12 protein-coding genes and 1 pseudogene are annotated in these 12,297 nt (G+C 67.3%); 6 read left to right on the top strand and 7 right to left on the bottom strand.

The window, feature by feature from the left end; genetic code table 11:
- Together ACOMG5_RS05280 and ACOMG5_RS05275 are read left to right on the top strand one after the other, a co-directional pair.
- Positions 1 to 130: hypothetical protein (locus tag ACOMG5_RS05280; RefSeq protein ID WP_420342745.1), on the top strand; the 130-nt coding region annotated here is incomplete at its 5' end.
- A 69-nt stretch (positions 131 to 199) separates the two neighbouring features.
- Positions 200 to 625, top strand: a pseudogene (locus ACOMG5_RS05275) (cupin domain-containing protein).
- Here the strand turns inward: ACOMG5_RS05275 and ACOMG5_RS05270 are convergent.
- On the bottom strand, positions 606 to 1,700 hold the full coding sequence (locus ACOMG5_RS05270) for an anhydro-N-acetylmuramic acid kinase (protein ID WP_420342740.1): 1,095 nt from the start codon (positions 1,698 to 1,700) through the stop codon (positions 606 to 608). The pseudogene ACOMG5_RS05275 and the gene ACOMG5_RS05270 overlap by 20 nt on opposite strands.
- A gap of 59 nt (positions 1,701 to 1,759) precedes the next feature.
- Here ACOMG5_RS05270 and tyrS point away from each other — a divergent pair, with 59 nt between their 5' ends.
- Entirely contained in the window at positions 1,760 to 3,010 is a 1,251-nt protein-coding gene (tyrS, locus tag ACOMG5_RS05265; protein ID WP_420342739.1) for a tyrosine--tRNA ligase, read from the top strand.
- Positions 3,011 to 3,043: 33 nt separating this feature from the next.
- Here tyrS and ACOMG5_RS05260 read toward each other — a convergent pair whose 3' ends face one another.
- The 3 genes from ACOMG5_RS05260 to ACOMG5_RS05250 all read right to left on the bottom strand — a co-directional run bounded on the left by ACOMG5_RS05260 (position 3,044) and on the right by ACOMG5_RS05250 (position 5,600).
- A complete protein-coding gene (locus tag ACOMG5_RS05260; protein ID WP_420342738.1) occupies positions 3,044 to 4,411 on the bottom strand; it encodes a hypothetical protein in 1,368 nt (455 codons plus the stop codon).
- Between the two features lie 102 nt (positions 4,412 to 4,513).
- Positions 4,514 to 5,101 carry a peptidylprolyl isomerase gene (locus ACOMG5_RS05255; protein ID WP_420342737.1) on the bottom strand — a complete coding sequence of 196 codons (588 nt, stop codon included), beginning with the start codon at positions 5,099 to 5,101 and terminating at the stop codon, positions 4,514 to 4,516.
- The gene (locus ACOMG5_RS05250) at positions 5,094 to 5,600 is read right to left on the bottom strand and encodes a peptidylprolyl isomerase (protein ID WP_420342736.1); all 507 of its coding nucleotides are present in this window, start codon (positions 5,598 to 5,600) and stop codon (positions 5,094 to 5,096) included. Before ACOMG5_RS05250 ends, ACOMG5_RS05255 begins: the two co-directional genes overlap by 8 nt.
- A gap of 159 nt (positions 5,601 to 5,759) precedes the next feature.
- Between ACOMG5_RS05250 and ACOMG5_RS05245 the strand changes: the two genes are divergently transcribed.
- The 3 genes from ACOMG5_RS05245 (at position 5,760) to ACOMG5_RS05235 (ending at position 8,417) form a co-directional block, all read left to right on the top strand.
- Complete coding sequence (locus ACOMG5_RS05245) at positions 5,760 to 6,950, top strand: phosphoglycerate kinase (RefSeq protein ID WP_420342735.1); 1,191 nt, start codon at positions 5,760 to 5,762, stop codon at positions 6,948 to 6,950.
- A gap of 130 nt (positions 6,951 to 7,080) precedes the next feature.
- A complete protein-coding gene (locus ACOMG5_RS05240; RefSeq protein WP_420342734.1) occupies positions 7,081 to 7,968 on the top strand; it encodes a fructose bisphosphate aldolase in 888 nt (295 codons plus the stop codon).
- A gap of 128 nt (positions 7,969 to 8,096) precedes the next feature.
- Positions 8,097 to 8,417 (top strand): TM2 domain-containing protein, encoded by a 321-nt coding sequence (locus tag ACOMG5_RS05235; RefSeq protein WP_420342733.1) that lies wholly within the window; start codon positions 8,097 to 8,099, stop codon positions 8,415 to 8,417.
- Here ACOMG5_RS05235 and mprF read toward each other — a convergent pair.
- From mprF to ACOMG5_RS05220, 3 genes are all read right to left on the bottom strand, one after another.
- Positions 8,414 to 10,948 (bottom strand): bifunctional lysylphosphatidylglycerol flippase/synthetase MprF, encoded by a 2,535-nt coding sequence (gene mprF / locus ACOMG5_RS05230; protein WP_420342732.1) that lies wholly within the window; start codon positions 10,946 to 10,948, stop codon positions 8,414 to 8,416. The genes ACOMG5_RS05235 and mprF overlap by 4 nt on opposite strands.
- A gap of 68 nt (positions 10,949 to 11,016) precedes the next feature.
- Positions 11,017 to 11,799 carry a heme-dependent oxidative N-demethylase family protein gene (locus ACOMG5_RS05225; protein WP_420342731.1) on the bottom strand — a complete coding sequence of 261 codons (783 nt, stop codon included), beginning with the start codon at positions 11,797 to 11,799 and terminating at the stop codon, positions 11,017 to 11,019.
- A 24-nt stretch (positions 11,800 to 11,823) separates the two neighbouring features.
- Positions 11,824 to 12,243, bottom strand: a complete 420-nt coding sequence (locus ACOMG5_RS05220) for a DUF6314 family protein (protein ID WP_420342730.1) — start codon at positions 12,241 to 12,243, stop codon at positions 11,824 to 11,826.
- Positions 12,244 to 12,297 lie beyond the last annotated feature (54 nt).

Below are 12,297 nucleotides of genomic sequence, written 5' to 3'. Positions count from 1 at the left end.
CAACTGCGGCCAGATCAAGACCGGCTCGCTCGCGCGCTCGGACCGGCTCGCGAAGTACAACCAGCTGATCCGCATCGAAGAAATGCTGGGCGAGACCGCGGAATATGCGGGCCGCTCGATCCTGAAGTAATCCGGCCCCGGCCGGTTCAGCCCGCCGGAGCCGATGGCCCCGGCGGGTTTTCCTTTTGCGGAGCCCCCCATGACCGACGCCCGCCACCTCATCGACTCGCTGGGCCTGAAGCCCCATCCCGAAGGCGGCTGGTACCGGCAGACATGGAGCGCCGATGGCCCCGGGCGCGCCTCTGGCACCGCGATCCTGTTCCTGCTGCAGGAAGGCGAACGCAGCCACTGGCACCGGATCGACGCGGTGGAAATCTGGCATTTCCATGCGGGCGCACCGCTTTTGCTGCAGGTAGCGGCGGCGGAGGCAGGCCCGGTGCAGGAGATCCTTCTCGGGCCCGATATGTTGCAGGGCCATGCGCCGCAGGGGATCGTGCCCGCGCATCACTGGCAGGCGGCACAATCGACCGGCGCCTGAAGCCTCGTCGGCTGCACGGTCTCGCCGGGGTTTCGCTTCGAGGGGTTCGACCTCGCCCCGCCCGGGTTCACGATCGCGGGACGCTGATCCGCCCGCCGCCGATCAGGGCGCGCACGCCGGTGGTGCTTGGGCCGGAGGTGGGCAGGCCGCGCGCCACCCGCACCGCGAGATAGGCGAAGGCCTGCGCCTCCAGCATGTCGCCATCGAGGCCCAGATCCTCCACCGGCGCCACCGGAATATTCGTCCGCCGCGCCAGCCCCGCCATCAGCGCCGCGTTGAGCCGCCCGCCCCCGGTCACATAGAGCGCCGTGGGCGGCTCGGAGAAGAAGGCGAAGCCCTGCGCGACAGCGGCCGTCGCACAGGCTGCGAGCGTGGCCAGCGCATCGGAAGTCTCAAGACATTCCGTAAATTTCAGAATTTCGTGAAAATCATTGCGGTCCAGTGATTTCGGCGGCATCCGGCGGAAGAACGGATGCGCGAGGAACTGCGCGACGGCCGCTTCGTCCACCTGCCCCGCCAGCGCGAGCGCGCCGCCCTCATCCACCTCCCGGCCCATCCGCGCGCGGATCAGGTCGTTCATCGGCGCATTGGCGGGCCCGGTATCGAAGGCAAGCACCGCGCCCTCGGCCTCGGGCCCCGGGCGGCGCGGATCGACCCAGGTGAGGTTGCCGACCCCGCCGAGGTTGAGGAACGCGACCGGCGCCCGCAACCCCGCCCATTGCGCGCAGGCGAAATGGAAGAAGGGCGCCAGCGGCGCCCCCTCGCCGCCCATATCCACATCGGCCGAGCGGAAATCCCACACCACCGGCACCCCCAGCACCTCGGCCAGCACATCGCCCGAACCCGCCTGATGGGTGCCGCGCCCGCGCGGATCATGGGCGAGGGTCTGGCCGTGAAAGCCGATCAGCTCCGCCTGCGGGAAGCCCGACAGCAGCGCGGCATGGGCCGTCTCCACCACTTCGGCCGCGGGTTCCACTTCGGCCGCGCCCGGCCAGCGCCCGAGCGCAGAGCGCAGCACGGCACGCTCCCCGGCCTCATAGGCGCGATAGGCGGAGGCGCCGAATCCGGCGATCCGCACCCCGTCGGTGAGCACTTCGGCCGCATCCACCCCATCGAGCGAGGTGCCCGACATGGCGCCCACCGCCCGGATCAGTTCGGTCATGACTTCCCCTTTCGCTGCCCGCCCGGTATATGCGGGACACCAAACAAGGAACAAGCACGATGACCTTCCATCCCAAATCCGACTTCCTGTCGATCATCATCGAGCGCGGCTTCCTGGCGGATTGCACCGATCTGCAGGAGCTGGACGCGGCACTGAAACAGGGGATGGTCACCGCGTATATCGGCTATGATGCCACGGCGGCTTCGCTGCATGTGGGGCATCTGCTCAATATCATGCTGCTGCGCTGGTTCCAGAAAACGGGCAACAAGCCGATCACGCTGATGGGCGGGGGCACCACCAAGGTGGGCGATCCCTCGTTCCGCTCCGAAGAGCGGCCGCTGCTCACGCCCGAGAAGATCGACGAGAACATCGTCGGCATGGGCAAGGTCTTCGCGCGCTACCTCGATTACAGCGAGGCCGGCAATGGCGCGCGGATGCTCAACAATGCCGAATGGCTGGACAATCTGAACTACCTCGAATTCCTGCGCGACATCGGGCGGCATTTCTCCGTGAACCGGATGCTGTCGTTCGAATCCGTGAAATCGCGGCTGGACCGGGAGCAATCGCTGAGCTTCCTGGAGTTCAACTACATGATCCTGCAGGCCTATGATTTCCTGGAGCTGAACCGGCGTTACGGCTGCGCGCTGCAGATGGGCGGCTCCGATCAATGGGGCAATATCATCAACGGCGTCGATCTGACCCGCCGGGTGCTGGACCAGGAGATCTACGGGCTGACGACGCCGCTGCTGACCACCTCGGACGGGCGCAAGATGGGCAAATCGGCGGGCGGCGCGGTCTGGCTCAACGACCAGATGCTCAGCCCCTACGAATTCTGGCAGTTCTGGCGCAATACCACGGATGCGGATGTGGGCCGGTTCCTGAAGCTCTATACCGATCTGCCGGTGGCGGAATGCGACCGGCTGGCGGCGCTTGGCGGATCCGAGATCAACCAGGCGAAGATCGTGCTCGCCAATGAGGTGACGACGCTCCTCCATGGTGCGGAGGCGGCGATTGCCGCCGAGGCGACCGCGCGCGAAGTGTTCGAGCGTGGCGGCGTGGGCGAGGATCTGCCGCGGCTGCAGCTGGCGGCGGAGGAAGTGTCGGAGGGCATCAGCCTCGCGCAGCTGGTGGTGCGCTCGGGCCTCGCCAAGACCGGCAAGGACGGCAAGCGGCTGATCGCCGAGGGCGGGCTGAAGGTCAATGACGAGATCTGTCTCGATGCCGGGCGGATGTTCGGCGCGGGCGACCTCGCTGATCCGGTGAAGCTCAGCGCGGGCAAGAAGCGCCACGCGCTGGTGAGCATCGGATAAGAAAAGGCGCGCCCCGCGGCGCGCCTTTCGCGTTCAGCGGCGGCGGCGCAGCAGCGCCAGCCCGCCGAGCGCCGAGCCCAGCATCAGGAGCGGCGCGGGCAGCGGCACCGCCGGCATCAGCTCAGAAAGCGTGTAGCTGCGGGTGCCGAGCGTGACCGTCTCGAAGCTGGTCAGGCTGAGCGCGAAGCCGTCGGCGAAGGTGAGGCCGAGGATATCGTCGCTCCAGGACAGGCTGCTGATATCGCTGCGCAGGTACCCCGCGAAGCTCACCACATCGGTGCCGAGGCCGCCATCGAAGAGCCCGAGCCCCGCGCCCCCGAACAGGCCGGAGAAGGACAGCACATCCGCGCCCTCGCCCATCCGCACATCGCCGCTGACCATGGCCCCGGCCTCCAGCGCAAACAGATCGTCGCCCTGGCCGAGATCCGCCGCCCCGACCAGCACCGATCCGGCGGCGCCGAAATACCCGTCATCGCCCGCGCCGAGCTTCAGCGCCGGGCCGGATGTGGCCTCGATCCGCCCGCCCGCGAGGTTATACACCCGCTGGGCCGCAGTATTGGCCGCCTCGCCATTGAGGCTGCCGTCATCGTTGTGGCCGGTTTCGACGATGATGCCCGCCGCCCCCAGGATCCGACCCGAGTTGGTGATGACGGAGGCCAGCTCGGGCGCGCGGGTGGCGTCGAAGTCGATCGCCGCATCGTCATCCGACTGGATCAGCCCGGAATTGACCACCCGGCCGCTGTCGATGTCGATGCCATCCTGCACGAAATCAATGCCCAGATCGTCCTGCACCGAGTGGATGGTGCCGGTGTTGACGATGGTGGCATTCTCGCCCGCATTGATTGCGTCATCCTTCGCGGTAATGGTGCCGGTGTTGAGAATGCTGCCGTCGTCACCAAGCTCGATCCCCTCGGTGCCCGCGATGATCGTGCCGTGGTTGGTGACGGTGCTGCCATTGCCATCGCCGCCGTTCACGCCCTTCTTGCCCGCGGAGATCGTGCCTCCTTCCAGGATGGTCAGCGAGAGGCCGTTCTCGGCCTGCACGCCGTCGCTGTCGGGGTCGGGGGCGCTGACGGTGCCGTCGATGGTCACGCGGGCATTGTCCACCAGATTGATCGCATCCTTGACGCTGGTGCTCGTGAGCGTGCCCTGGACGGAAATGATGGCATCGTCGTTCAGGTGGATCACATGGTTATCGGTCTTGGCGGCGTTGCTGACCGAAGCCCCCGCCGCAATGGTGACGCTGACGCCATTCGCATCCTTGTTCTTGACACCCTTGGTGTCGGTGCCGGTGCAGATGACGACAGTGCCGTCCGCAGGCTTCGCATCCGAACAGGCGGCAAAGGCGGGCGCGCTCAGCGGCGCGAGCGCGACCGAGGCGAGGAGAATGCGGCGAAACATGGAGGACCCCCTTGAGTGTTTACGGTCCGTTAATCACCGGAGGTGACAGGGCCGTGACATCGGAAGGGGCAGAAGGAAAACGGCGCCCGAAGGCGCCGCCTGTCAGTCGATCGTGGCCGACTGGATGAAATCCGGGTCGGAGACCAGGCCATTCGCGCCCGGGTTGCCCTTGCGGATCTTGTCCACCACATCCATGCCCTCGATCACCTTGCCGACGACCGTGTACTGGCCATCCAGATGCGGCGCCGAGGCGAACATGATGAAGAACTGGCTGTTGGCCGAGTTCGGATCCGAGGAGCGGGCCATGCCCACCGTGCCGCGCACGAAGGGCTTGTCGGAAAATTCCGCAGGCAGATCCTGGTATTTGGAGCCGCCCATGCCCGCCATCGAGGCGTCCGCGCCGTCTCGCTTGCCGAACTGCACGTCGCCCGTCTGCGCCATGAAGCCCGCAATCACCCGGTGGAAGATCACATCGTCATAGGCGTGCTCGTTCGCCAGCTGCACGATGCGCTTCACATGCTGCGGTGCCGCGTCCTCGTAGAGGTCGATCACCACCTTGCCCGGCTTGCCCTCGAAACCGGCACCGCCGATTTCGAGCACCAGATTCGGGCCCGGCCCGTCGGCCTCCTCCGCCTGGGCGCCGCCCGCCGCGAAGGCGCACAGGGCCGTCGCGAGCAGGAACTTACGCATCGGCCGCCACCTTGACCGAGATCATCCGGTCGGGGCTCGCCGGCGGCTCGCCGCGGGCGATCTTGTCGACGAATTCCATCCCCGAGATCACCCGGCCATAGACGGTGTATTGGCCGTTCAGGAAGTGGTTGTTGCTGAAGTTGATGAAGAACTGGCTGTTGGCCGAGTTCGGGTTCATCGAGCGGGCCGCGCCCAGCGTGCCGCGATCGTGCGGCAGCTTGGAGAATTCGGCCGGAAGGTCGTCATATTGCGAACCGCCCGTGCCCGCGCGGCGCGGGTTATAGTCTTTTTCCATGTTCGCATGTTCCACGTCGCCGGTCTGCGCCATGAAACCTTCGATCACGCGGTGGAAGGCCACGTTGTCATAGGCGCCGTCGCGCGCGAGCTGCTTCATCCGCTCGGCATGCTTGGGCGCGACATCGGGCAGAAGCTCGATGACGACGGGGCCGTCCTTCAGTTCGATGATGATGGTGTTTTCCGGGTCTTTGATGTCGGCCATTTCTGGTCTCCTCACTGATCGGCCGGGACTTTAGGCAAGCTGCCTCCGATTTGGAAGGTGAAAGCGGCGCCTGCCGTTGACGTTCATCACACAGCGGGGCAAGTTTGCGTGAACCCAAGGGTCCGGCCTTCGGACCAAATTCAGAATCGGGAGAACCGCATGGCCTGGAAAACGCTCGACGACATGGATCTTTCGGGCAAGGTGGTGCTCGTGCGCGTGGATATCAACGTGCCGGTGGAAAACGGCGTGGTGACCGACGCGACCCGCATCGAGAAGATCGTTCCGACCATCAGCGACATCCTGGAAAAAGGCGGCAAGCCGGTGCTGCTGGCGCATTTCGGGCGCCCAAAAGGCAAGGTCGTGCCGGAAATGAGCCTCAAGCCGTTGGTGCCCGCGCTGGAAGCGGCGCTCGGGCGCAAGGTGACCTTTGCCGAGGATTGCATCGGCGGGCCCGCGAAAAAGGCGGTGGCCGCGATGCAGCCGGGCGATGTGGTCCTGCTGGAAAACACCCGCTTCCACGCCGGTGAGGAAAAGAACGACCCCGAGCTCGCCGCCGGCATGGCGGCACTCGGCGAGATCTATGTGAACGACGCGTTTTCGGCCGCGCACCGGGCGCACAGCTCGACCGAGGGCATCGCCCATATCCTGCCCTCCTGCGCCGGGCGGCTGATGGAGGCGGAGCTGAAAGCGCTCGAGGCCGCCCTCGGCACGCCGCAGCGGCCGGTCACGGCGGTCGTGGGCGGGGCCAAGGTCTCGACCAAGCTCGACCTGCTCGGGAACCTGGTGTCGAAGGTCGACAACCTGGTGATCGGTGGCGGCATGGCCAATACCTTCCTCGTCGCCAAGGGCATCGAGGTCGGCAAATCTCTGGCCGAGCGAGACATGGCCGAGACCGCAAAGGAGATCCTGAACAAGGCCGCGGCGGCGAACTGCCGGATCATCCTGCCGGTCGATGTGGTCGTCGCGCGCGAGTTCAAGGCGGGTGCCGAGAACGAGACGGTGGCGGCGGATGCCTGCCCGGCCGATGCGATGATCCTCGACGCAGGCCCCGAGACCGTGGCCGAAATCTCCGCTGTTTTCGAGAATTCGAAAACCCTGATCTGGAACGGCCCGCTCGGCGCCTTCGAGATTGCGCCCTTCGATGCCGCGACCAATGCCGCCGCAAAGAAGGCCGCGGAGCTGACCGAAGCCGGTGGGCTGATCTCGGTCGCAGGCGGCGGCGATACTGTGGCGGCGCTGAACAAGGCGGGCGTCGCCGAGGCGTTCAGCTATATCTCCACCGCGGGCGGCGCCTTCCTCGAATGGATGGAAGGCAAGGAACTGCCCGGTGTCGCGGCACTGAACAAATGAGCGGGCGGCCTGCGGGCCGCCTTTCTCCTGCCGTTAGCGTTCTCAGAATTGCGCCAGCACGGTCAGGGGGTTATCCGAAGACAGGGGCGCCTGCGCCCGCAATTGGCCAACATTCCCGGGGGAATAGAGCATGACCAACGCCGCACAATCCGAACAGATGAAGAAGGGGAACGGCTTCATCGCCGCGCTCGACCAGTCCGGCGGCTCCACGCCCAAGGCGCTGAAGCTCTATGGCGTGGCCGAGACCGAATATTCGGGCGAAACCGAAATGTACGACCTGATCCACAAGATGCGCGCCCGCATCATCAAGTCGCCCGCCTTTACCGGCGAGAAGGTGATCGGCGCGATCCTGTTCGAGCAGACGATGGACCGCGAGATCGACGGGATCCCGACCGCCACCTACCTGTGGGACAAGCGCGGCGTGGTGCCGTTCCTGAAGATCGACAAGGGGCTCGAGGCCGAGGCCGACGGCTGCCAGCTGATGAAGCCGATCCCGGGGCTCGATGACCTGCTCTCGCGCGCGGTCAAGGCCGGCATCTTCGGCACCAAGGAGCGCTCGGTGATCTCGGCGGCGAATCCGGCCGGGATCAAGGCCGTGGTCGCGCAGCAGTTCGAGCTGGGCGAAGCGGTGCTGTCGCATGGGCTGGTGCCGATCATCGAACCGGAAGTCACGATCTCGATCGCCGACAAGGCCGAGGCCGAGGCGATCTTGCGGGACGAGATCCTCGCCGCGCTGGACAAGGTCTCGGCGCCGGTGATGCTGAAGCTCTCGCTGCCGACGGTTCCGAATTTCTACAAGCCGCTGGTCGACCATCCGAAGGTGATCAAGGTCGTGGCGCTGTCGGGCGGCTATTCGCGCGACGATGCGAACGCGATCCTGGCGAAGAACACCGGCATGATCGCCTCATTCTCGCGCGCGCTGACCGAGGGCCTGAGCGCCCAGCAATCGGATGCGGAGTTCGACGCGGCGCTCGGCGCGGCGATCACCTCGATCCACGCGGCCTCCGTCGCAGGCTGATCCCGCCCGAGAAGGCATCGCGCCGGTCCTTCGGGGCCGGCGTTTGCATATCCGCCGCGCGCTCTGCCCCCGGCGGATTGACATCGCCTCCGCCGACCCCATATCAGCGCAATGTTTCGGAGGTTAACATGAACGACCGCGCCACCCGCGACCTGTATATCGAACAACGCATTTCCAACGAGCGGCGCTCGGCGCTGGTCGCCTATCTGCTGTGGTTCTTCCTGGGCTTCTTCGGCGCGCACAGGTTCTATCTCGGGCGCTGGTTCTCGGGGCTGGTCATGCTGGCGCTGTTCGGCATCGGCTCGGCGCTGGCGTTCATCCTGGTGGGCTATCTGCCGCTTGCGCTGGTGGCGCTCTGGTGGGTGATCGACGCGCTGCTGATCCCGGGCATGATCGGGCGCGATGTGCGCGACCTGCGCGGACGCCTGCGGCAGGGGTTCGACGCCTAGCGCGCGCGCCCGTCGGATATCAGCCAGGCCACATCGGCCAGTGCCATCAGCGGGGACACACCCACCGGAATCGCCAGATAGCGCGGCCGCCATTCCGGGCCGAACCGGGCGCGGAAAGCGCGCAGGTCTTCGAAGGTGGCGAAGGCGCCACCATGGCGGAACATGATGCTGCCAAAGCGGCTCCAGAGGCGCGCGGTGCGCCGCGCACCGAGGCCCGCAAGCGGGGTGATGCCGAGGCTCAGTTCCTCGGCGCCATCGGCCTGCAGCCGCGCGATCAGGGCGCGCAGGAAGCTCTCGATCAGCTCCGTCCCGCCCGATTCGGGCAGATAGCGCATGAGATCCATCGCCACATGGCGCCCCGTTCCCGGCCGGAGCAGCGTCGCGAAAGCGACCGCCCGGCCCTCGCGGCGCAGAACCGCGATCGGCCAGCGGTCCAGGTATTCCGGATCGAACCGGCCTGCGGAGAAGGCCTTGTCGCGCCCGAGCGGGCTTGCGAGCCAGGCCTCCGAGACGCGGCGCAGATCGGCGATGAGCGCCGGATCATGCGGCGGCAGATGCAGCGCCACCGCCTCGCCGGAGGCCGCGGGCGTGGCGCCTTGCAGGCGCACCACCGCCTCCTCGCCCAGCAGATGCCGCGCAAGGCCCATCTGCTCCAGAAGCGGCAGGTAACGCTCCGAGATATCGTAGAAAACCGGCCGGCAATGCGCTTTCTGCGCGGCCTCGACGAAGGACCAGCCCAGCCCTTCGACCGCCTCGGGCGCACCGACCGGATCGCCGAGTGCCACCCAATGCGTGCGGCGGCGGCGGAACATGATGAAGGCGCGCCCATCCTCGGAGAAGCGCAGCTCCTTGTCTCCGGTCAGGGCGAGGCAGGCCTGCGGATCCTCCTGCCGGGCGATGATCGGCTCGGCGCGCACCAGCGGATCCTCCGCGCCCGCAAGCGCGGCGCGATGCCGCACCGGCTGCAACGCCAGGAACACCGTGAACAGCAGGAGTACCGCAGAAGCGGCGAGCCCGGCGCGCAGGGCCCGCGGCGCATTGGCCGAGAGCGCGAAATCCGTCCAGTTCAGGCCATGGCCCGGCACCGCATGGACGAAGAAATAGAACGAGGCCGCAGCCGCGGTGACCGCGAGCACCATGCCGATCCAGGCCGGGCCGAACACGCCTTGGGTGATTGCCGTCTGGCGATAGAATTCGCGCCGGAACGGGACGAGCCCGAGCCCGCCCACCGCGAGCAGCACCGCGCTGGAGAGATCGAGGTTGTTCAGGATTGCCGCGAGCGCGCCGCCCGCGATGGCCACCAGCGAGAGCCAGAACGCGCCCGACACCCGCCGGATCAGCCCCTGCGACAGGATCAGCAGCCCGATCCCCGCCAGCGCCGAGGTGAGCGTGCCGCCCTCGAGCACCAGCGCGCCGATGAGGTCGTTGTCATCGACCGCGCTTGCCCGCACCGAGGGCATCAGCGACACCGCCAGCAGATAGGCGCCGAGCCCGAAGGCCCAGGCCCCGGCGAGCCAGGGCACGATCCCGGCCATGGCGCTGTAGGCCGGGCGCATCGGCTCCGAAATCTCGCCGAAGACCCGCACCGCCCAGCCGCCCGCCAGCCGCGCCTCGTTGAGCGACACCACCAGGAAGGCGATGGCGAAGGGCAGCAGGTAATAGATCATGCGGAACATCAGCAGCGCCGCCGCCACTTCGCCGGCCGAAGTGCCCGGCGGCATCGCGGCCATCACCACCGTCTCGAACACGCCGACGCCGCCCGGGACGTGGCTCATCACGCCGACCATCGTCGCCGCGGCATAGATGGCGAGGAAGGTGATGAAATCGGGCGTGCCCGCGGGCATCAGCACATAGAGCGTCAGCGCGGCCATGGTGGAATCGAACAGCGCCACCACCATCTGCCCGCTCAGGATCTTCGGGCTGGGCATGCACAGCTCGAACCGGCGGATCTTCAACGTGCGCCCGGAAAAGGCCAGCCCATAGAGAAGGAGCAGCGTGCCCCCGCCGCCCAGCACCGCCAGAAGCCGGATCACTCCTTCGGAAAGCGGCAGCACCCCGGTGAGCGCGCCCGGATGCAGCCCGAGCGCCAGCACCCCGACCAGGCTGAGCCCGGTGCCCATGGCGATTGCAATATAGGAGGCAAGAGCCGCCACTTCGAAGGCATTGAGCCCGAAGGCCGAATAGATCCGGTAGCGCACCGCGCCGCCCGAGAGCACCGATACCCCGATCGTGTTGCCGAAGGCATAGCCGAGAAAGCCGCCAAGCGCGACGACCCGGAGCGGCAGCTTCTTCTCCAGGAATTTCAGTGCCCAGAAATCGTAGCCGATCAGCGCGGTATAGCCGAGCGCGGTGGCCCCGAAGGCCACGATCAGCACATGCCAGGGCGTGGCCCGCATCTGGCGCATGATATCGCCCGGATGGACCGGCTGCAGCAGGTGATGCAGCGCATAGAGCCCGAGTCCGAACAGCCCCAGCCCCACCAGAACCGGGGCGATGTGGCGCAGCTTGCTGCCCCTGCCCGACCCGCTCATGCGGTGCGCCTCCCGTGCTTCGTCCTCATGCTGCCCTCAGTGGCAAAATTCCTCGCCCGAGGCAAGCCTCAGGCGGCGTGCCGGATCGGGAACTCGGCCAGTGTGGCGGCCTGCTCCGGGCTGAGATCGGCCGGATCGACGACATAGGTATGGATCGAGAAACACACGAGCCGGGTCTCCGGCAGGCGCAGCAGCACCTGACGCTCCACCCGGATGAAGGGAAGATCGCCCTCGGGCGCGCGGCCCATCGCCTCGGTGCGCGGGTTGTGCAGCGGGGCATTGGAATGGTGCGCGGTGCCCCGCATCAGCGGCCTGCCCGGCTGCACCCCGTCCATCAGGCGCTGCACGCGGGCGCCGACATCTTCGGTATATTTGGCCACCGGCCGGTGAATGCCCATCATCGCCCGGCCGAATTTCTCGCTCAATGTCCAGCCTGCCGGGAAGCACAGCGCGGCGCCCACCAGCACATGCCCCTCCGCGCCTTCGCGCATCAGGCACAGATCCTCCTGCAGCAGCCGGCCGAGCGTCTGGAGCGGGCGCGTGCGGTCGGGCGCGAGCTCGACCCCGTCGGGGCGGCGGATCGTCGCACCAAGGGTAAAGCCGAGCGCCGGCAGCCGCGCGAGGATCAGATCATAGAGCTCTTCGGCGGCCGGGCGCGCGGCCTCCTCCAGCCCGATCACCCGCTCCGGATGCGTTTCTATCAGCGCGTCGCGCAGCGCCATCTGCCCGGCATAAGCATCGTCCACCTCCAGCCAGTCCTCGAGCCCGACCGGGATCACCCCGGGCAGGCGGCGGGTACGGGGATCGACCCAGGGGGCGAAGGGGAGGCGTTTCTGGCGGATCTGGCTCATGGCTCGACTATTTTCAGGGAGGACTCAGGGCGCCACCCTCTCGTATTCCGAAAGCAAGGTATAGTCCTTGCGCGGGCCGCGGACCCGCCACTGCGCCTGCCATGCGGGCCATGCACCGAAGTCATAGCGCACGCGGTAATCGTCCGGCTCGCACCAATGCGCGGCCTCGAGGCTGGTGGCGGAGAAATCGTGAAAGGCGCGGCCATCGGGGAAGCGCACGCGGATGCGCCCGCCCTCCTGCGCCCACAGATAGCGCCGCTCGGCACTCATCGGGGCCGCGTCGCCAAGGCGCAATTCGCCGGTCTCGACCCAGAGCCAGGGCATGGTGGCGGCGGGCTGCATTTCGGCCAGGCCCTCGAACCGGGCCACCTGCCCCGCCAGATGATCGTCGATCCGGCGCCGGATCCGCCAGCGCCCCGCGAAATCCGCCAGTTCCAGCCGCATTCCCGCCCCCATTGGCCGCCCCAGGGCCTGACTCGCCTTGCCCCATGGGCATGG

Source organism: Paenirhodobacter sp. (assembly GCF_041916475.1).
Lineage (GTDB): Bacteria > Pseudomonadota > Alphaproteobacteria > Rhodobacterales > Rhodobacteraceae > Rhodobacter.
This window is presented reverse-complemented; position numbering and strand designations above follow the sequence as displayed.

Bases quoted from the DNA above. Each gene is read 5' to 3' on its own strand.
- ACOMG5_RS05270 (WP_420342740.1), bottom strand. From the start codon at position 1,700: ATGACCGAACTGATCCGGGCGGTGGGCGCCATGTCGGGCACCTCGCTC.
- tyrS (WP_420342739.1), top strand. From the start codon at position 1,760: ATGACCTTCCATCCCAAATCCGACTTCCTGTCGATCATCATCGAGCGC.
- ACOMG5_RS05260 (WP_420342738.1), bottom strand. From the start codon at position 4,411: ATGTTTCGCCGCATTCTCCTCGCCTCGGTCGCGCTCGCGCCGCTGAGC.
- ACOMG5_RS05255 (WP_420342737.1), bottom strand. From the start codon at position 5,101: ATGCGTAAGTTCCTGCTCGCGACGGCCCTGTGCGCCTTCGCGGCGGGC.
- ACOMG5_RS05250 (WP_420342736.1), bottom strand. From the start codon at position 5,600: ATGGCCGACATCAAAGACCCGGAAAACACCATCATCATCGAACTGAAG.
- ACOMG5_RS05245 (WP_420342735.1), top strand. From the start codon at position 5,760: ATGGCCTGGAAAACGCTCGACGACATGGATCTTTCGGGCAAGGTGGTG.
- ACOMG5_RS05240 (WP_420342734.1), top strand. From the start codon at position 7,081: ATGACCAACGCCGCACAATCCGAACAGATGAAGAAGGGGAACGGCTTC.
- ACOMG5_RS05235 (WP_420342733.1), top strand. From the start codon at position 8,097: ATGAACGACCGCGCCACCCGCGACCTGTATATCGAACAACGCATTTCC.
- mprF (WP_420342732.1), bottom strand. From the start codon at position 10,948: ATGAGCGGGTCGGGCAGGGGCAGCAAGCTGCGCCACATCGCCCCGGTT.
- ACOMG5_RS05225 (WP_420342731.1), bottom strand. From the start codon at position 11,799: ATGAGCCAGATCCGCCAGAAACGCCTCCCCTTCGCCCCCTGGGTCGAT.
- ACOMG5_RS05220 (WP_420342730.1), bottom strand. From the start codon at position 12,243: ATGCGGCTGGAACTGGCGGATTTCGCGGGGCGCTGGCGGATCCGGCGC.